Below are 19,197 nucleotides of genomic sequence, written 5' to 3' on the forward strand. Positions count from 1 at the left end.
GTAACAAGGTGTTCACCGGCGCGCTGTTGGCTGCTTCTGCATGGCGGCGCATGTTCGAGGGCATAAGCCAAACAGGTCGACGCCCGAACCACGGGCGTCGCATCTCAGCGGACGGCACGGGGCCGTCCGCCCGGGAGGCCCTTTGCACCAGCCCGACCGTGCCGTCACTGCACGGAAGCAGCCGCGGAGGTCCGGTGTCCGGCCCGCCGTATGCGGTGGCCCGGGACCGGTCGCACTGCTCCCACCCTCCCGGCCCGGCTTCCACTTCGTCGCTCCCCGACCTCATCCGAGGGGGTACGTCCTTCCGTGGTGACCAGCACAAAGCGCCACAAGCCAGACCGGCGCACTTATGTTCTCGACACCAGCGTCCTGCTGGCCGACCCGAACGCCCTGACCCGCTTCGACGAGCACGAGGTCGTGCTCCCCGTCGTCGTGGTCACGGAACTGGAGGCCAAGCGGCACCATCCCGAACTCGGCTACTTCGCCCGTCAGGCCCTGCGTCTGCTGGACGACTACCGGGTGAAGCATGGCCGCCTCGATGCCCCCATCCCGATCGGGGAGCTGGGCGGGACCGTCCGTGTCGAGCTCAACCACTCGGACCCCAGCGTGCTGCCCAGCGGCTACCGCCTGGGGGACAACGACTCCCGCATCCTCGCGGTGGCACGCAATCTGCAGGCCGAGGGGTTCGACGTCACCGTCGTCTCGAAGGATCTGCCGCTCAGGATCAAGGCCTCCTCCGTCGGCCTGCTGGCCGAGGAGTACCGCGCCGAACTCGCCATCACGGAGAACTCCGGCTGGACCGGAATGTCCGAACTGACACTCTCCGGCGAGCAGGTGGACATCCTCTTCGAGGAAGGACACGTGTACGTCCCGGAGGTCACCGGCCTCCCCGTGCACACCGGTCTGACCATCCAGTCCGAGCGCGGCAAGGCGCTCGGCCGCGTCAGCGCCGAGGGCAACGTCCGTCTGGTGCGCGGCGACCGGGAGGTGTTCGGCATCAAGGGCCGCAGCGCCGAGCAGCGCGTCGCGCTGGACCTGCTGCTCGACCCGGACGTCGGCATCGTCTCGATGGGCGGCCGGGCCGGCACCGGCAAGTCGGCGCTCGCACTGTGTGCGGGCCTGGAGGCGGTGCTGGAGCGCAGGCAGCACCAGAAGGTGATGGTCTTCCGGCCGCTGTACGCGGTGGGCGGGCAGGAACTGGGCTATCTGCCGGGCAGCGAGGCGGAGAAGATGAGCCCCTGGGCGCAGGCGGTCTTCGACACGCTCTCCGCGGTCACCAGCCGGGAGGTCATCGAGGAGGTCACTGCGCGCGGGATGCTGGAGGTGCTGCCGCTCACGCACATCCGGGGCCGCTCCCTGCACGACGCGTTCGTGATCGTCGACGAGGCCCAGTCACTCGAACGGAACGTCCTGCTGACCGTTCTGTCCCGAATCGGCGCCAACTCGCGGGTGGTTCTGACCCATGACGTGGCGCAGCGGGACAATCTGCGCGTAGGCCGCTACGACGGTGTGGTCGCCGTCGTGGAGAAGCTGAAGGGCCATCCGCTCTTCGCGCATGTCACCCTGACCCGGTCCGAGAGGTCCCAGATCGCGGCCCTTGTGACCGAAATGCTCGAAGAAGGTCATATCTGAGCAAGCCCAGTTGGCGCCGTCCGGCAAAGGCGAAGAGCTTAGCCGGGCGGCGCCGTCGCGTGCGGGGGTTTCCAGAATTCCCGAGGGGCAAACGAGGTGTGAGCTTTCACACGCAACACAGAATTGCCACCCGGTGTCGGGGTGCGGCAGAGTCTCAGTCCTGTCAGGCCCCGCATACGACACACCTGTACCCCCAGCGGTACGGCACCACAGAAGCACCACCTTCAACTCCATAGAGTCGTCGTATGCCGCCCGAGCACCACACGGCCTCTCCCTCGCGGGAGTTGCCCACCGGGCCCGCGCCTCCCGTGACCCCGCAGTTGGGAGGCCAGTGTCAGGGGCACGATTGCGTCCGCCAGGGTCACCGAAGCGGGCGATGCTGGAAGGAAACCGTGTGAGCCGGATTTCGGTCCGGGGATTCGCAGTGGCCTCGGCCACCGCGGTCACCGCTGTCGGAAGCGTCGTCGGCGTTGCCTCGGGCAGCACCGCGCAGAACAACGACGCCGAGGCGACGGCTGCCGACACCACGCTCCTCGCGGACATACCCGCGGGTCAGCAGGCCCAGGTGCAGACCGCGTCCCTGACGCAGCAGGCCGACGCACAGGCCATCGCTGCGGACTCGAGCGCCAAGAAGGACGCCGAGGAAGCGGCCCGCAAGGCCGCCGCCGAGACCGCGGTCGCGAAGAAGGCCGCCGCGGAGAAGGCGGCCAAGGCCGCCGCCAAGGAGGCCAAGGACCGCATCGAGGCGAAGTCCGCGGCCAGCCGCGACTCGACCCGCGACTCCTCCAGCTTCCCCGTCCAGACCAGCTACAGCGTCGCGCAGATCCAGGCGATGGCGCGGCAGATGGTGGCCGGCGACCAGTTCCAGTGCTTCAGCAACATCGTGGACCACGAGTCCAGCTGGAACTACCAGGCGACCAACGCGTCCTCCGGTGCCTACGGCCTCTTCCAGGCCCTGCCCGCCGGTAAGTACGCCTCCGCGGGCGCCGACTGGCAGACCAACCCGGCCACGCAGATCAAGTGGGGCCTCAACTACATGAACGACCGGTACCACAGCCCCTGCCAGGCGTGGTCGTTCTGGCAGGCCAACCACTGGTACTAGGCCGCCCGGTCCCCGCTCAACCTTGCGCAGCCCCTCCCCGTCCTAAGGGGAGGGGCTTTCGCCCTGTACGGTCGTACCCGGACGACTCCAGGGGGGGAGTGGTGGCGAGCACGCGGGGACGCGGGGGAAGAGGACGGATCATGTCGCGAGTGCCAGGGTGGCTCGGCCGGGTCGGCGCCGGCCTCACCGAGATGGGCGAGCGCCTGGACGAGCGTCGCGCGGAAGTCGAGAAGGAGACCGCGCCCGAGCCGCCCGCCCCGGCCGTCGTCGTCGACACGCCACCGGCCGCACCCCCTCCCGCGCCGAAGACCGGCCCCCGCCCCGACCCCGCCGAGGCCGTGCCCTGGGGGGTGCGCGTCGCGGCCGAGGCCGGCTGGCGCCTGCTGGTCCTCGCCGGCACCGTCTGGGTCCTGATGCGGGTCATCAGCGCGGTCCAGCTGGTGGTGTTCGCCTTCGTCATCGCCCTGCTCGTCACCGCACTGCTGCAGCCCACCGTCGCCCGGCTCACCCGCCGCGGGGTGCCGCGCGGCCCCGCCACCGCGCTCACCGCGATCAGCGGCTTCGTCGTCATAGGGCTCATGGGCTGGTTCGTGACCTGGCAGGTCATGGAGAACATCGACACGCTCTCCAGCCAGATCCAGAACGGCATCGACGACCTGCGCAACTGGCTGCTGAAGAGCCCGTTCCACGTCACCGACAAGCAGATCAACCAGATCGCCAAGAACCTCCGCGAGGCGATCGGCGCCAACGCCGACCAGATAACGTCCGCGGGCCTGGAGGGCGTTCAGGTCATCGTCGAGACCCTCACCGGCATCCTGCTGGTGTTCTTCTCGACGCTGTTCCTGCTCTACGACGGCAAGCGCATCTGGGAGTGGTTCCTGAAGCTGGTGCCCGCCGCGGCCCGCCCGGGTGTGGCCGGCGCCGGTCCGCGCGCCTGGAGCACCCTGACCGCCTACGTCCGCGGCACGGTCCTGGTCGCCCTGATCGACGCCATCTTCATCGGCATCGGCATCTACTTCCTGAACGTGCCGATGGCCGTCCCGCTGGCCGTGTTCATCTTCCTGTTCTCGTTCATCCCGCTGGTCGGCGCGGTCGCCTCCGGCGCGCTCGCGGTGATCGTGGCGCTGGTGACCCAGGGCGTCTTCACCGCTGTCATGACCTTGGTGGTCGTCCTCGCGGTCCAGCAGATCGAGGGCCACATCCTGCAGCCGTTCATCCTGGGCCGCGCCGTCCGCGTCCACCCGCTGGCGGTCGTCCTCACGGTCGCGGCCGGCGGCATGGTGGCCGGTATCGGCGGCGCGGTGGTGGCCGTACCGCTGGTCGCGGTGACCAACACGGTGGTGGGGTATCTGCGGCAGTACTCGCTGGAAGTGGCCGGAGAACGGGCCACGCCCCCGACACAGGCCGAGGCGGCGCCCACGGCCACCGGGGAACCGGAACCGGCCACCGCGGACGAGCCCGCTCAGGGCGCAACACCGTCGGCGGCGCGCCCTCAGCCGTAGAGCGCGCCCTCGGCCGTAGAGCGCGCCCTCAGCCGTAGAGAACGGCCTCAGCCGTAGAGAACGGCCATGGAGGCGAGCAGCAGTGCGGCCGAGGCCGCGAGCGCGGGAATCCGGTAGCGGTCCCACGCGGCGAGCGCCAACGAGTACGACCATGCTCCGCCCGCGAGGGCGACAGCCCACCAGCCGGCCGCCGTGTCTGCGGCCGCGAGGGGCATCGGCGCCAGCATCAGCGTCGGCGGCACCACGGCGATCCGCGGTCTGATGCCCAGCCGCTTGTAGACGACGAGCAACACGACCAGGGCGACCGCGAAGACGAGCGGGACGGCTGTCAGGTTCCAGCCGGTGAAGCAGAGGCCGTCGGTCGTCCGGCAGATCCGGTCACTGCGGTGTGTGGCCCAGGAGAGATAGGCCCGGGCGCCGGTGGCCAAAACCGCACCCGTGACGGCCGCGCCCAGTACGCGCGGCAGGACGGGCTGTGCTTCCGGTCGGGGGGTGGTCATGCCGTGCAGCCTTCCGTACGCAAAGGCCGGGGGCCTGAGTACGGATACTCAGGCCCCCGGTTCAGGTGTCCGCTACAGCTTCCTGAGCTTCTGTTCCAGGGTGTCCGCGTAGATACGGGCCCCGGCGATCTTGGGGTGGAGGGACTGCATGGACGGGTTCGGACTCTCGCTGTCCGCCTTCTCCCGCCCGTTCTCCACGAGGGCGTTGATGGTCTCCGGACTGCCGCAGGCCGCCTTGCCGTCGAAGTTGTCCCGTGGGTCGGCGAAGACCGCCCACGTTCCGCCGTCCTCCTCGGCGGCGCCCTTCATCTCGGTCGCGAGATTGTCGGCCACCGTGCGGACCCAGTCGTTCTCGACGGTCTCGTAGGCGCCGGGGAAGCAGCTGTGGTCCTTCTCCACCAGGCGCGGGTAGCCCATGAGGACGACCTTCGCATACGGTGCCGCGGCGTGAATGGCGTTCAGCGCCAGGGCGATCTGCGGCCGCACGGAGTCGTGCAGCCACTTCGGCGCCCAGTCCTTGAGGTCACCGGTCGTGCCGCCCGTCGACTTGCCCGTCGCGGGGTCCTCGTTGTCCAGCTCCGAGTACGGGCAGGTGGTCAGCGACGGCACGGGCAGGTCGATGCACTTCTTCATGACGTCGCTGAAGCGGGCGTCGTTGCCGCCGATGCTGAGCGTCACCAACGTGGTGTTCTGGTCCAGGTATCCGGTGTCGAGCTGTGGCAGCTCGCCGGACAGGGGCTGGTTGAGGATGTTGTAGGTGCGGGCCCCGGAGCAGGCCACGAAGTGGTAGTCCATCTGCGGGTCGAGGCCGTCGGCCATGGCTCCGATGGATGTGGAGTAGCCCGGAAGGGTCGCCTGCCTCGACCATGCCAGCTTGGAGCGGTGGCACTTGTCGATTTCCTTGTCGTTCTGCTTGTCGGGGTGGTCGGTCTCCGGGTACAGGTCGGAACCGTTCGGCCCGGTGACGGCCTCACCCGAGGAGTAGGAGTCGCCCATCGCGACGACGAAGTTGGCCGGCTTGCCCGCAAGCGGCTGGAAGGCGACCGCACCCCAGGCGATGTCCTCGTCGGCGGTCCCGTCCTTGGTCGTGTTCGACAGCTCGACCCGCGGGGTGCCGGTGAAGTGGAACACGCCCAGGCTGACCCAGCCGCCCGCGCGCTGGAGCACGACCCGCTTGTGGCTCAGGCTGTCCGTGCCCTGCACGTCGTACGTGGCCTGCCGGGTCTGGGCGCCGGTGTCGGGCAGGTGCACCAGGACGCGCGCCCAGTTGAGGCTCTGGCCGAGTGTCCAGGTGCCGTCGATGGTCATGTAGCCGGCTGGGCCACCGAAGTGGCCGGCGTCGCGGGTGCGGGTGTACCAGTAGTGGCCGCCGTAGCCGCCGCCCACCGAGTGCAGGTCGGCCTTCGCCTCGTAGCGGCCTTCCGTGCCGGGGTTGAACGAGAACTGGAAGCTTCCCGCGGAGTGGATCGTCGCGCAGTCGCTCTGATCGCTCCAGGTCGGCGTTCCGTCCGGGACGGAGGCGACGACCTTGGACCCGCCCGGGGCACCGGAGCACACCGGCGTACCGGTCTGCAGACGGGAGCCGCGCCCTGGTTCCGACACCAGCGACTGGTACTTGATGTTCTCGTTTCCGCAGGTGCTGGCGCAGTTGTCCTTCCAGGTCGCGTTGGGCTGGTTCCACCAGTACTGCGCGTAGCACTCGGCGTCCGGGCAGTTGGGCGGCGTGTTGGGGTCGCAGTTGTTCTTGGAGTTGCAGAACGTGTCGAGCGGCGGCGCGACGTGCACCCGGTTGTATCGCGCGCTGCCTTCGTACAGGTAGGGCTGGTCGTTTCCGTTCCAGTAGGCGGGGCGGAAGCCGGCCGAGGAGAAGCCGGACTCGCCGGGCCAGTCCTGCCGTCCGGAGGTGGCGTAGGAGAAGCCGGTGTCGATGGACCAGGCGGACCAGCCCATCACCTTCAGCTCGTACGGCCAGTCCTGCGGATGCGCGGCGTCCTTGGCGGCGTACGGGTCGACGTCGGTGTCCATGAACGGCCGGCCCCAGCCCTTGGCGTAGATGGGGTTGGCCGGGTTGTTGTACCAGCCCAGGCCCCAGTGCCCGGCGTGCTTCGAGGCCTCCGAGGGAGGGTTGAAGCCGAGGTTGTAGTTCCAGACGGCGGTGAACCAGTTCTCGACCTTGGACGGATCGTCGTTGTTGACGGTGATCTTCTGGCCGTCCTTGTGGACCTCGTTCCACTTGTCGGCGAGGATCTTCATGGAGGCGGCCACGTTGGTCGCGTAGTCGACCGCGATGAGCTTCTGCAGGGCCGGGGACAGGCTTCTCTCGCCCGTCTTCTCGTGGCCGGCCAGCCGCATGCCGTCGGTGACCTGGCCGACGCCGTAGCCGCAGTCGGACTTGTCCCAGTTGATCTGCCAGTAGGCGGCCGGGTCATTGTCGTCGGCCTTGTGGCCGTAGTAGCCGTCGACGGCGGCCAGGGGGTTGCCCATCTGTCCGGGGATCGACCCGCCCTCGGCCTGCCACAGGTTGGACTCCTGCGCCATGATGCCGAGGAGCACGTTGGCGGGGATCCTGCCGCCACCCGTCAGCGTCGGCGGGGGGAACAGCGCCTGCGGGTCGATGGTGCCCAGGCCGGCCTGGTCGCGGTATCCGCCCTGACGGATGTAGTTGGCGCGCAGATTGCCGCGCACGGCCATGTCGACGGCCCACTCGACCTGGTTGGAGGTCGGCTGCAGCGCCTGTGCCTTGACGTCGTTGCGGGACACGGCGCACCAGCGGTCGTCGTCGGTCGGGGAGCTCGCGGTCAGGCCCGCCTTCGAGGAGGTGCCCTTCGGCCGGTGTGTCCCGGTGGCCGTGGGGAGGACCGGGGAGGGATTGTTCCCCGAGCCGTCCCCGGCCGTCTGCTCGACGCTCTGCGTCAGCTTGGTCCCGGTGGTGGTGGCGATGCTGGTGACCGTCACGGGCCTGTCGCCGTCGTCGGCGGGCGTCGCCGTCTGCGAGGCGGGTTCCCCGGACCTCGTGAAGCCCTTGCCCGCGTCCTTGATGCGCGTCAGGCCGGCGCGCACGCCGGGCGTGAGGACCGGCTCGGTCGCGAGACGGCCGTGCGAGGACACGTCGGTGCCGGCCGGGGCGTCGAGGCGGGTGACGCCGGTGCCCGCGGTGGCCGGGGTGCCCTTGGGGTGGCCGGTGAGGAAGACCCTGCCCGCATCGCCCTGCACGAGGGCGAGATCGCCGAGCCTGCCCGAGGCGATGGCCTTCGGCCTGCCGCGGCCGGTGAACAGCTTGGCGTGCGCCGTGGAGCCGTCCTTGCGGTCGACGAAGGCGATCTGCCCGTCGGCGGCGGGCCGGATGTCGAACGGGGCGCTGTCCGCGTCCGCGAGGTTCGTCACTGTGCCGGAGCGGCCGAGGTGGACCAGGCGGCTGCCGAGCGCGGCGACCGTGCCGTCCTTCACCGGAACGGCGCTGGTGATCTCCCCCTTGGCCGCTGCCGTGCCCGTGGTCTTCCCGGACACGTTCACGGTGATCACACGCGTCCGTGTGCTCGCGGGGTCGTTCATGTCCCGAAAGCCGGTGAACGCGGCCTGGTGCGTGGTCGTGTTGCAGGAGGGATCGAAGTAGGCCAGCGACGCGGTGAACGGCAGCTTCTTCACCTTGCCGGTCGTCAGGTCGACGACGGCGGCGAAGGCGCCGCCCTGCATCAGGTCGGGCTTGTTGGTGAAACTGCGCGGCGCGTAGACGACGGCCGCGTGCGCGCGGTCCATCAGGCACTGGTTGCCGATCCACGAGTCCGCCGGCAGGCCGGGCTCCGACAGCAGCGCGACGGTCTTCCACGCGTACGCCTTGCTGCTGTCGGCGACGAGGATGCGCAGACCGTCCGCGTCGGCGGCGGCGGTGACCGCGCGGTCGGGACTGTTCTGCCAGCCCTTGCCGAGCTTCTTGCCCGGGTCGGGCACCCGGCCGGGAGACGGCGGGGGCGTGGTCGGGTGGGCGGAGGGGCGGGATGCGGGCGTGGCGCTCGCCGGTGCCGCCTGGAGCAGAGCGCCGGTCACGGCGGTGCAGGCCACAAGAGCCACCAGGGGCGCGCGAGTTCGTCTCTTGAAACGCAAAGGAGCTGTCCCCGTCTTCGGATGAGTGGCTCTCCGGCCGTTTCAGGGCACGGCCGTACCGCGCAGCGCCGGGCAGAAGGGGTCCGGGCGGTCGGGAGCCGGGTGGAATCAACAAGGAGGGACCCCACGCCTGAGGCGCGTGGAGTCCCGGTTCACGGTTCGTGCAGTACCTGCTAGTTGCAGTTCGTGCTGTCCGTCTTGTTGTTGACGATGAGCGTGCCCGAGCTGGAGGTGTTGCTGCTCATCAGCGACGTGACCTCACCGCAGCCGCCGTGGTTGCGGTAGACGGGGCCGGCGTACTCGGAGTAGACGCCCGCGTCGCTCGCGCAGCCCTCTGCGATGTAGTTCGAGCAGAGCTTGATCTTCATCCACTTCGCGCCGGCCGTGTTGTTGTCGAGGATGGCGCACGTGGGGGCGTCGTTGCTGGCGGGGTTGCTTCCCTTGACGTAGACGAAGAGAGTCGCCTTGCGCGCCGAGCCGGGCGGCAGCATGTCCGCCTTGTAGAGGGCGTATCCGGCGCCGCAGACCGTCGCGCCCGCCGCGGCGGCGGTGGGGTGTGCCGCCGCGATCGCCTTCGTGTGCGTGTCGGCCTTGACCGAGATGCTGGGAACCGGCCGGTCGGCGGCGGCGACCTGCGGAGCGGTCAGGCCGAGGATGCCCAGGCCGGCTGCTACTGCGGCCAGCGCGGCTCTCTTCGGAACATGGCTGCGTATGGACATGGGATCCCCCTGGAAAGTATGCAAGCAACCGCCGGAACAGGCCATTCGGCGGCGTGAGTGTGGTCGCCAGGAGCCAACCAGATCGCCTCAGCGGCTGTCGATCGACAATTCGGCGGCGAAGTGGGGGAGTTGTATTCCGCTATGACTCTGCGCGCGGGGACCATCCGCGCCCGAAGGGGAGGAATCGGATAATCGTTCGACCCCTTGTTCACTCGTGGTTCTCGACCCCCGGGGAGTGAGTAGTACATGTCACATCGGTGGGCGGGTGTCGCCGCTTGCCCACAGGTGGACGGACGAAGGCCCCTGCCTGATGGGTGGGTGGACAGCAACCCCTGCCTGCGGGGTGGACGGACGAAGGCCCCTTCCCACGGGGTGGGCAGGGGCCTTCGCTGTGCTGGGGCGGGTTACTCGGCCGACTCGGCCAGCACCGCCTCGGTGTCGAGGGTGACGCCGACCGCCTGAACCACAGAGGCGATCTTGAACGCCTCCTGGATCACCTCACGGTCGACCCCGGCCTTGCGCAGCACCTGCTCGTGGGAGTCCAGGCACAGACCGCAGCCGTTGATCGCGGAGACCGCGAACGACCACAGCTCGAAGTCGACCTTCTCCACGCCCGGGTTGCCGATGACGTTCATCCGCAGACCCGCACGCAGCGTGCCGTACTCGTGGTCCGACAGCAGGTGCCGGGTGCGGTAGAAGACGTTGTTCATCGCCATGATGGCCGCCGCGGACTTGGCCGCGGTGTACGCCTCGGGCGTGAGGTTCGCCTTCGCCTCCGGCTCCAGCTCGCGCAGCACGATCGGGGAACGGGAGGCGATGGCGGTCGCCAGCACCGTGCCCCACAGCTGCTGCGCCGGCAGGTCGGAGTTGCCGATGACCGAACCCAGGTTGAGCTTCAGGTCCTTGGCGTAGTCCGGAACGCGGGACTTCAGCGAGTCGAGCGACATGGGTCACTCACCGGCCAGCAGCGCGACCGGGTCGAGGGTCTCGTCGCCCTTGCTCCAGTTGCACGGGCACAGCTCGTCGGTCTGCAGGGCGTCCAGGACCCGCAGGACCTCCTTGGGGTTACGGCCGACGGAACCGGCGGTCACCATGGAGAACTGGATCTCGTTGTTCTGGTCGACGATGAAGACGGCGCGCTTGGCGAAGCCGTCCTCGCCCTCGATGCCCAGGTCGCGCATGAGCTCGTGCTTGGAGTCGGCCATCATCGGGAACGGCAGGTCGCGCAGGTCGTCGTGGTCCTTGCGCCAGGCGTGGTGCACGAACTCGGAGTCACCGGAGAAACCGAGGACCTGGGCGTCACGGTCGGCGAACTCGTCGTTCAGCTTGCCGAAGGCCGCGATCTCGGTCGGGCACACGAAGGTGAAGTCCTTGGGCCACGCGAAGACGACCTTCCACTTGCCCTCGTAGGTCTTGTGGTTGATCGTCTCGAACTCCTGGCCCTTCTCCAGCGAGACGCAGGCGGTCAGTTCGAACTCGGGGAACTTGTCACCGACAGTGAGCACGTGCTCTCCTTGCAGCGAAGAAACACCCCTTTTGAGGGTATTTCCCGTGTGGGTTGGACGCTGCTGATGTTGGCACAGGGTGCATTGATTAGGGAAATAGCTACACTCGGTCGTGTTGATCGGAGGTAGTTATCAGTGACCATCAGTAACGGCAAGCGGAGGCAGCCGAGCCTCGCGCAGCTGCGGGCCTTCGCCGCCGTCGCCGACCATCTGCACTTCAGGGACGCGGCCGCCGCCATCGGGATGAGCCAGCCCGCCCTGTCCGGAGCGGTGTCGGCCCTGGAGGAGACCCTGGGCGTCACCCTCCTCGAGCGTACGACCCGCAAGGTGCTGCTCTCGCCCGCCGGTGAGCGCCTGGCCGTGCGGGCGCAGGCGGTGCTGGCCGAGGTCCAGGCGCTGCTGGAGGAGGCCGAGGCGGTCCGGGCGCCGTTCACCGGGGCCCTGCGGCTCGGGGTGATCCCGACCGTCGCGCCGTACCTGCTGCCCACCGTGCTGCGGCTGGTCCACGAGCGGTATCCGCAGCTCGACCTCCAGGTGCACGAGGAGCAGACCGCGAGCCTCATCGACGGCCTGAACTCGGGGCGGCTCGACTTGCTGCTGCTGGCCGTCCCGCTCGGCGTCCCCGGCGTCGTGGAACTCCCGCTCTTCGACGAGGACTTCATGCTCGTCACCCCGCTCGACCACTGGCTCGGCGGCCGTGAGGGGATCCCGCGCGAGGCCCTCAAGGAGCTCAACCTGCTGCTCCTGGACGAGGGCCACTGCCTGCGCGACCAGGCCCTCGACATCTGCCGGGAGGCCGGGCGGGAGGACGCGCCGGTCACCACCACGGCCGCCGGGCTCTCCACCCTGGTCCAGCTCGTCGCGGGGGGCCTCGGCTGCACCCTGCTCCCGCGCACCGCCCTCAAGCTGGAGACGACCCGCAGCAACCAGCTCCTCACCGGCTCCTTCGCCGAGCCCGCCCCGAGCCGCCGCATCGCCCTCGCCATGCGCACCGGCGCGGCCCGCGGCGCGGAGTACGAGGAACTGGCGACCGCCCTGCGCGAGGCGATGCGCCCGCTGCCGGTCCGGGTGTGCGACGGCGCCGGCTGACGCCGCGGACCCCTGCCGAAAACGTTCAAATGAGCTACCGGCAAAGCGAGTTGAAAGGCATGAACCGGCAACTTCCGTCAGCCGGGGACAGGTCGGAAAGGCCTGGCCGAATCAGGCCTTAGAACTGATACACATGCCCCCTCAGTGCGACGCGTCAAGCGTGTGTGCGACCTGTCAAGGGGAGTGATGTCGGACGTTCGGGACGCCCTGGGCCGCGTCGGCCACGACCGGCTGGCCAGCGCCCTCGCGGCCTGCGGTCGGGCGGAGTTCACCGGGGAGCTGCGGGTGTCCGGCCGGCCCGGCGGCGCCTTCCACCTCAGGGACGGACTCGTGGTCGCGGCCCGGAGCCCAGGCGCCCCCGGCCCCGACGTACTGCTGCTGCGCAGCGACCGTATCGACGCCGAACGGTGGGCCGATCTCGTACAGGAGTCCGGCGGGGCCCGCTGGCCGGCCGCCGCGCTGGTCGCCCGAGGCTATGCGGGAGCCACTCAGCTCAGGGTGGTGTGCGTGATGGCGCTCCAGGACGCCGCCTTCGCCATCGCCGCCGGCCGGGTGGACGCCTGCGAACACATCGCCGGAACCGAGCCGCACGCCCCGGTCCCCGTCGGCGAGGCGCCCGCCCGGCTGATGCAGGACACGGCCCGCAAGCTCGCCTCCCTCGCCACGCTGCCCTGCCCGGTGAGCCCCGAGGGCCAGCGCCCGCGGCCCGCCCCGCCGACGGGCCGCCGGCTCACGCCCCTGCAACAGGACCTGCTCACCCACGCCGACGGCCGCCGCACGGCGCGGGACCTGGCCTTCCGCGTCGGCCGTGGCGTCTACACGGTCACGGTGGAGGTCGCGCGGATGCTGGCCGAGGGATTCCTGGAGTGCCCCGGCACGCCGGCCCCGATCCCTGTCCGGCTGCCACCGCACCTACGGGCCGTGGAGCACCGCGAACCGCCGCCCGAGTCCCCGCCGGTGCCGCCTGCGGCGCCCACCGTCCTGCCGCGCCGCGAGCCCGGCTCCAGTGGCATCGCCGCCCTCGCCCCGTCCAGGCACGGGGCGAGCTGGAAGGGGTTCTTCCGGCTGCGGCACCAGGCCGCCGAGTGAGAAGGGCGTCCGGCCCTCCGCACCGGCCGGACCCGAACAGAGAAAGAGGGAGTTCCACCAGATGAATCGCGAAGCGCTCGCGCTGGAGATGCGCGGGCTGCGGGAGCAGGTGACCGGCATCACCGACACCGCCCTCGCGGCGGCCGACGGACTGCTCATAGCCTCCGACACCGCCGAATCGATCGACCCGGAGGGGCTCGCCGCCCTCGCCGCGGCCGGACTCGGCCTCGCTCGCCGCACCACCCAGGCCACCGCCCGCGGAGCGCTGCGGCAGACGGTGGCGTACGGCAGCCACGGCTGCGCCGCGTTCTACGCCGTGGGCGACACGGCGTTGATGGTCGTGCTCGGCGACGAGGGACTCGACCTGGAGAGCCTGCACCGGGCGACCCGGCCGGCCCTCGACCGCATCGGCTCGATCCTCACTGGAAAGACCACTGAAGGAGTGTGAAGGGATGGCGACGAAACGCATGACCCCGGGTTTTTCCGACCAGGTGATGAGCCTGGTCAAATCACTGCGATCGAATGCACCCGACTGCGTCGCGGCCGGCGCGGTGGACATGTCCACCGGCATGCTGCTGTCGTACGAGACCGTCGACAACCACCCGCCCGAGGTCCTGGACCTGCTGGCCGGAGCCACCCTCGACCTGTTCCAGGGACGTACGGTCGTCATGATCGAGGACATCTTCAAGGAGCGCCGCGGGGTCAGCGACGACTCCCACCTCTTCCAGGAGATCCTCGTCAACAGCGAGAACCTCACTCACCTGTTCCTGCGGATGAACGAGCAGCAGGACGTCGTCGCGGTCGTCGTCTGCCGTAAGTCGGTGAACGTCGGCATGCTGCTGGCCCAGGCCCGCAGGGTGGTGCGCGAGCACAGCCTGTGAGGAACGGGACATGGGCCCTTCCCGGCGGGAAGGGCCCATGCGGCGCATCACGGCCGGTCCGCTACTCGGTGCGCAGACCCTCCGGACGCATCAGCCGCACCAGCGGGGGCAGGCTGAGCAGGGTGACCGCGAGGACGACCGCACCGCCGATGCCGGTCATCGCCAGCACGCCCGGCCAGTCGACGCCCACCGTCGCGCCCACCATCTTCAGCAGCACCGCGCCCAGCGTCAGCCCCACGGTCATGGCGAGCAGCAGGCCGAGGGCGATCGGTATCGCCGTCTGCCACAGCACCGACAGGCTCAGGGTGCGCCGCCGGGTGCCGAAGGCCACCAGCGCCGACAGCAGCTTCTTGCGCTCGCGCAGCTGCTCCAGCTGGGACACCAGCAGGCTCGCGCCGATCAGCGCCAGCACACAGGCGGCGCCGACGAACAGGCCGGTGCGGATGGAGGTGAGCTGCCGGGACCGCTCGGTGGTCGACCACACCATCGTGTCCGCCAGCGGGTCGACCGCGGCCGAGGTGTTGCGGACGTACTCCTGCACGTCCGGCACCGACTGGTCGAGCGTGACGAACACCGATCCCTGCAGCTCGCGGCTGATCCGCTCGGGCGCGGCGGCCGGTGTCATCAGCACGCCGCTGTTCCTGGTCTCGTTTGGGCCGGCGATCGCGTGGGCCGGCTTCAGGGCGCCCGGCACGGTCCAGCGGACATCCGGACCCGGTCCCCTGCCGTCGGCGGTCTCGAGGTGGAGGGTGCGGCCCGGCCGGACGAGCTTCGCCACGTCGGAGTCGCCGTCCCCGCCCCTGGCCATGAAGACGTCGCCGTCGTGGCAGGACGTCAGCCTGGCCACCTCCCGCAGGGAGTCGCAGGTGCCGACGGTCAGCAGCGCTGTGGTGTTGGGACCGCGCTTCCAGTCCCGGTCACCCAGCTCGATATTGCCCAGCGAGGTGGCCTTCCGTACCCCCTTGGTCGCGGAGAACTTCTCGCCGACCGGCAGGAAGTCGACGCCCCGTGACAGATTGACCTGCATCTGCGCCCGGGTGACGTCCTTCCCGGTCTGCTTGGTGTAGTCGCCCTGGATGCCCGCGAGCAGCATCTGCAGCGCGATCGCCCCGGCCACCGCGACCGCGACGCCGTTCACCATGCGGGCCGCCGTACCAGTGCTCAACTGCAGCCGCCGTACCGCCAGTTGCCAGGCGACACCGCCCGAGCCGAGCCGGGCCACCACCGCCTCGACGACCCACGGCAGCAGTGCGGTCACTCCGATCAGCAGCAGCACGACGCCGCCGATCACCTGGTACTCGTTGAAGTCGCCGTTCGACCGGCCCTGGCCGATCATCGGTACGAGCAGTCCGAGGCCGCCCAGCGGCAGCAGCAGCCGCCACCACAGCCGGCGCCTGGCGGTCTTGGCCGTGCGGACCACGCCCAGCGGTTCGATGACCACCCTGCGCATCGCGAAGAGGGTGACCAGCACCGCTGCCGCCGGGACGGTGACGGCGACCAGAGCGGCCAGCACGGGCGAGGGGTTGAGGTAGCTGGGGAAGAAGCTGGTGCCCAGGATCTCGACCGAGCCCGCGAGCTGACGGCCGAGCAGGAAGAAGACCGTGCCGAAGACCAGCCCGACCAGCGAACCCGCGAGGGCCTCGCCCGCCGCGATCCGCCGGGTCATCCGGCTGTCGGAGCCCACCAGCCGCAGCGCGGCCAGCCTGCGGTCGCGCCGCTCGCCGCCGAACCGTACGGCCGCGGCGATGAACACGGCGACCGGCATCAGCAGCACCACGAAGACGACCATGATCAGCAGGATCAGCACCGGGTCCAGCTGGTTCGCCGACGTCGCATGCCCCGGCCCGAACTTGGCGATCCGGGCGGTCTGCCAGCCGTTGATGCGCTGGGCGAGGTTCGTCGCGCCGGCGTAGTAGGAGAGCTCCTGCGAGCCCACGAGGCCGGGCTCGGCGATCGTCCCGACGATCCGGTACGGCAGCCGCTGGCGCAGCAGCCTGCCGTCAGCGGAGCCGAGCAGTTTCCCGAGCGCGGGGGAGACGATCATCTCGCCCGGTGCCGGATACTTCGTCAGGCCCGGGGCGATCGGTGCCCGCGGCCCCTCGGGTTCGACCAGCCGGCCGCGCACGTCCTCGCCGTGGTACGTCGAGTCGGCGTCGGCGATGATCAGGGTGTTGGCGCCCTTTTTCCCGAGCGAGTGGTAGGTGTAGTCGGCGCGGGCCTGGTCGCGGTCGTGCCGTACCGCCAGCGCGTTCGGGATCGCGGTCGTCAGCAGCAGCAGAGCCACGCCGAGGCCCACGCCGACCGCCGTCAGCAGCACCCTGACCCAGCCCTCGCGCCCGCCCGTGAAGGCGAACCGGGCTCCCATGGCCAGATCCCTGGCCCACTGCCGCACCTTCATACGGCGCGCTCCATGTCCCGGGACTTCCCGTCGCGCACGACGATCTCGCGGTCGGAGTAGGCCGCCACCCGGGCCTCGTGCGTGACGAGGACGACGGCGGCGTTGGTCGAGCGGGCCGCTTCGGTCAGCAGCTCCATCACGCGCTCGCCGTTGAGGGAGTCCAGCGCGCCGGTCGGCTCGTCGGCGAAGAGCACCCGGGGCCCGGTGACCAGCGCCCGCGCCACGGCCACCCGCTGACCCTGACCGCCGGAGACCTCGCCGGGCCGCTTGGCCTTGAGGTCGTCGACCTCCAGACGCTCCATCCAGCCCAGGGCGGCCTTCTCGGCCTGCTTGCGGGAGGTGCCGTTCAGCCGCAGCGGAAGCGCCACGTTCTCCACGCAGGTCAGTTCCGGTACGAGCTGGCCGAACTGGAAGACGAACCCGAATTCGCTGCGCCTGAGCGCGCTGCGCTCGGCGTCGGACATCGTGGCCATCTCACGCCCGGCGTAGGTGATGGAGCCCGAGTCGGGCGTCACGATCCCGGCGAGACAGTGCAGCAGCGTCGACTTGCCGGACCCGGAGGGGCCCATCACGGCGACGACCTCACCGGGGTGGATGGAGAACTGGGCGTCGTCGAGCGCGAGCGTGGGACCGTAGGCCTTGCGCAGGTTCTCGGCGGCGAGCAGGGAGCCGGGGGGATTGGTCACTTGGTCACCTCTGTGCGGAGCTTGTCGAGGCGCGCCGCGGTCAGTTCGAGCCAGCGCAGGTCGGCCTCCAGGTGGAACAGGGCGTGGTCGCAGATCAGCTGGTCCGCGAGGTCCCCCTTGCGCTTGCGGTCGGTCAGGATCCGCATGCTGCGCAGGTGCTCGGAGCGCTGGCTGTCGAGGATGTCGGCCGCGTCGCGGTGGGTGAGCAGCGCGAGGACGACCTTGGTGTACAGGGTCGACTGGAGGTACTCCTCCGGCTTCTCCGGGGTCGCGAGCCACCGCTCGACGTCGGTGATGCCGGCGTCGGTGATGGCGTACCGCTTGCGCTCGGGACCGCCGCCCGCCTCTATCCCGTCGACTTCCACGAGCCCGTTCTTCAGCAGCCGGGACATCGTCGAGTAGACCTGGCCGTAGTGCAGCGGCCGGTCGTGACCGAACTTCTCGTCGAAGGCCCGCTTCAGGTCGTAGCCGTGTCGGGGGCCGGACTCCAGGAGTCCTAGGAGGGTGTGACCGATGGACATGCGAGCACTCTACACACTGTGTATACGCGGCATGTATACGCGGTGTGTCTAGATCATGGCGGGGTGTACGGCGACGCAGGTGGAGGCCGATTGTCACGGTTCCGAAACGGCCTCGGCCTGCGGTGATCAGCCTCGCGGGCGGGGGAGGCGGGAAGCCCTTCAGGCCTGCGGGGATCCGGGGGCGGAGCCCCCGGGCGGCCGCCCGCGTCGCGGCAGCGGACCTGTCTCCTTCGGCAGCCGGCCGGCATCGGCCAGGGCCTTGCGGAGCAGGAACTCGATCTGCGCGTTGGCGGACCGCAGCTCGTCCCCGGCCCACCGCGCCAGCGCCTCGTACACCGACGGGTCCAGCCTCAGCAGCACCTGCTTGCGCTGCTGGGGCCGACGCTGGGGGGTCGAGTCCCCGGAGGGTGCCGTCACTGGTAGAGGGTCCCGGTGTTGAGGACGGGCTGCGGTGCGCGGTCCCCGCACAGCACCACCATCAGGTTGGACACCATCGCCGCCTTCCGCTCGTCGTCCAGTTCCACGATGTCCCGCTCGGCGATCCGGGCGAGCGCCGCCTCCACCATGCCGACCGCGCCGTCGACTATCTGCCGGCGCGCCGCGACGACCGCGCCCGCCTGCTGGCGCTGGAGCATCGCCGAGGCGATCTCGGGAGCGTACGCGAGATGCGTGAAGCGCGACTCGATGATCCGCACACCGGCCGTCTCGACCCGGGCCTGCAGCTCGACGGCCAGCGTCTCGGTGATCTCCTCGGCGTTGCCGCGCAGCGAGAGGCCGTCCTCCTCGTGGGCGTCGTAGGGGTATTCGATGGCGATGTGCCGGACGGCCGTCTCGGTCTGGGTGGCGACGAACTCGGTGTAGTCGTCCACCTCGAACACCGACTGCGCGGTGTCCTGCACCTTCCAGACCACGACCGCGGCCAGCTCGATCGGGTTGCCGTAGGCGTCGTTGACCTTCAGTACGGCGGTCTCGTGGTTGCGCACCCGGGTGGAGATCCGGGTCCGGGAGGTGAAGGGGTTCACCCAGCGCAGTCCGTCCTGCCGGATCGTGCCCCGGTAGCGCCCGAAGAGCTGGACGACCCGCGCCTCGCCGGGCGCGACCGTGTTCAGGCCGCGCATCGCGAGCAGGGCGGCGAGGAGGACGAGGACGCCGGCTGCGGCGAGCCCGCCCTTGGCGCCGGAGGCGGAGACCGCCGAGGAGGCGGCGAACAGGGCGGCGGCGACGGCGAGGCCGAGCAGGCCGAGAAGAAGGGCGAGCCCGCCGCCGATGCTGTGCGCCTGGAACTCCCGCACGCGTGGCGCGGGCATCTCGGGTGCGTCGGCGGCCGCGGACGCGTCGTGTGCGGACATGGTGGGTCCCCCCGTTTCCGTGGTCCTAGCTTCGTTCTAGCTAAGTGATATCACTTTACGCTCGCAGGCAACCCATGGCTATGGATATTCGTCGGTTCCCTTGGGGCGGGTGCTGATTGTCAC

At 70.0% G+C, this 19,197-nt stretch carries 17 protein-coding genes; 7 read left to right on the forward strand and 10 right to left on the reverse strand.

The features are described from left to right. The first annotated feature begins 306 nt into the window (after window positions 1–306). The 3 genes from ACFZCP_RS01615 to ACFZCP_RS01625 all read left to right on the forward strand — a co-directional run bounded on the left by ACFZCP_RS01615 (window position 307) and on the right by ACFZCP_RS01625 (window position 4,236). Window positions 307–1,632, forward strand: coding sequence for a PhoH family protein (locus ACFZCP_RS01615; protein WP_391423090.1), 1,326 nt, complete (start codon window positions 307–309; stop codon window positions 1,630–1,632). Window positions 1,633–2,026: 394 nt separating this feature from the next. Further along, window positions 2,027–2,734 carry a lytic transglycosylase domain-containing protein gene (locus ACFZCP_RS01620; RefSeq protein WP_391423091.1) on the forward strand — a complete coding sequence of 236 codons (708 nt, stop codon included), beginning with the start codon at window positions 2,027–2,029 and terminating at the stop codon, window positions 2,732–2,734. 140 nt (window positions 2,735–2,874) lie between these two features. Next, the gene (locus tag ACFZCP_RS01625) at window positions 2,875–4,236 is read left to right on the forward strand and encodes an AI-2E family transporter (RefSeq protein ID WP_391423092.1); all 1,362 of its coding nucleotides are present in this window, start codon (window positions 2,875–2,877) and stop codon (window positions 4,234–4,236) included. Window positions 4,237–4,283: 47 nt separating this feature from the next. Here the strand turns inward: ACFZCP_RS01625 and ACFZCP_RS01630 are convergent, their stop codons facing one another. From ACFZCP_RS01630 to ACFZCP_RS01650, 5 genes are all read right to left on the reverse strand, one after another. Next, window positions 4,284–4,736, reverse strand: coding sequence for a hypothetical protein (locus ACFZCP_RS01630; RefSeq protein ID WP_391423094.1), 453 nt, complete (start codon window positions 4,734–4,736; stop codon window positions 4,284–4,286). Window positions 4,737–4,808: 72 nt separating this feature from the next. After that, a complete protein-coding gene (locus ACFZCP_RS01635) occupies window positions 4,809–8,795 on the reverse strand; it encodes a hypothetical protein (protein WP_391423096.1) in 3,987 nt (1,328 codons plus the stop codon). Between the two features lie 215 nt (window positions 8,796–9,010). After that, window positions 9,011–9,556 carry a hypothetical protein gene (locus ACFZCP_RS01640; protein ID WP_362688171.1) on the reverse strand — a complete coding sequence of 182 codons (546 nt, stop codon included), beginning with the start codon at window positions 9,554–9,556 and terminating at the stop codon, window positions 9,011–9,013. Window positions 9,557–9,960: 404 nt separating this feature from the next. Beyond that, window positions 9,961–10,503: a carboxymuconolactone decarboxylase family protein gene (locus ACFZCP_RS01645; RefSeq protein WP_391423098.1), complete on the reverse strand. Its 543-nt coding sequence runs from the start codon at window positions 10,501–10,503 to the stop codon at window positions 9,961–9,963. Window positions 10,504–10,506: 3 nt separating this feature from the next. Continuing rightward, window positions 10,507–11,061: a redoxin domain-containing protein gene (locus ACFZCP_RS01650; protein WP_391423100.1), complete on the reverse strand. Its 555-nt coding sequence runs from the start codon at window positions 11,059–11,061 to the stop codon at window positions 10,507–10,509. Between the two features lie 135 nt (window positions 11,062–11,196). On the opposite strand from ACFZCP_RS01650, the gene ACFZCP_RS01655 reads away from it, so the two are divergent. From ACFZCP_RS01655 to ACFZCP_RS01670, 4 genes are all read left to right on the forward strand, one after another. Continuing rightward, a complete protein-coding gene (locus tag ACFZCP_RS01655) occupies window positions 11,197–12,150 on the forward strand; it encodes a LysR substrate-binding domain-containing protein (RefSeq protein ID WP_391423102.1) in 954 nt (317 codons plus the stop codon). A 186-nt stretch (window positions 12,151–12,336) separates the two neighbouring features. Then, window positions 12,337–13,239 carry a MarR family transcriptional regulator gene (locus ACFZCP_RS01660; RefSeq protein WP_391423104.1) on the forward strand — a complete coding sequence of 301 codons (903 nt, stop codon included), beginning with the start codon at window positions 12,337–12,339 and terminating at the stop codon, window positions 13,237–13,239. Between the two features lie 61 nt (window positions 13,240–13,300). Next, window positions 13,301–13,687: a roadblock/LC7 domain-containing protein gene (locus ACFZCP_RS01665; protein WP_362688156.1), complete on the forward strand. Its 387-nt coding sequence runs from the start codon at window positions 13,301–13,303 to the stop codon at window positions 13,685–13,687. 4 nt (window positions 13,688–13,691) lie between these two features. After that, the gene (locus ACFZCP_RS01670) at window positions 13,692–14,120 is read left to right on the forward strand and encodes a hypothetical protein (protein WP_391423107.1); all 429 of its coding nucleotides are present in this window, start codon (window positions 13,692–13,694) and stop codon (window positions 14,118–14,120) included. 61 nt (window positions 14,121–14,181) lie between these two features. Here the strand turns inward: ACFZCP_RS01670 and ACFZCP_RS01675 are convergent, their stop codons facing one another. From ACFZCP_RS01675 to ACFZCP_RS01695, 5 genes are all read right to left on the reverse strand, one after another. Then, entirely contained in the window at window positions 14,182–16,518 is a 2,337-nt protein-coding gene (locus ACFZCP_RS01675; protein ID WP_391423109.1) for an FtsX-like permease family protein, read from the reverse strand. After that, window positions 16,515–17,204, reverse strand: a complete 690-nt coding sequence (locus ACFZCP_RS01680; protein WP_391423111.1) for an ATP-binding cassette domain-containing protein — start codon at window positions 17,202–17,204, stop codon at window positions 16,515–16,517. The genes ACFZCP_RS01675 and ACFZCP_RS01680 overlap by 4 nt, the downstream gene beginning before the upstream one ends. Further along, a complete protein-coding gene (locus ACFZCP_RS01685; RefSeq protein ID WP_362688144.1) occupies window positions 17,201–17,725 on the reverse strand; it encodes a PadR family transcriptional regulator in 525 nt (174 codons plus the stop codon). The genes ACFZCP_RS01680 and ACFZCP_RS01685 overlap by 4 nt, the downstream gene beginning before the upstream one ends. A 159-nt stretch (window positions 17,726–17,884) precedes the next feature. Then, window positions 17,885–18,142, reverse strand: coding sequence for a hypothetical protein (locus ACFZCP_RS01690; protein WP_362688141.1), 258 nt, complete (start codon window positions 18,140–18,142; stop codon window positions 17,885–17,887). Further along, window positions 18,139–19,074 (reverse strand): SPFH domain-containing protein, encoded by a 936-nt coding sequence (locus tag ACFZCP_RS01695; RefSeq protein ID WP_391423113.1) that lies wholly within the window; start codon window positions 19,072–19,074, stop codon window positions 18,139–18,141. The genes ACFZCP_RS01690 and ACFZCP_RS01695 overlap by 4 nt, the downstream gene beginning before the upstream one ends. Window positions 19,075–19,197 lie beyond the last annotated feature (123 nt).

The sequence above is a fragment of the Streptomyces sp. NPDC007971 genome, from assembly GCF_042958635.1.
Classification (GTDB): Bacteria; Actinomycetota; Actinomycetes; order Streptomycetales; family Streptomycetaceae; genus Streptomyces.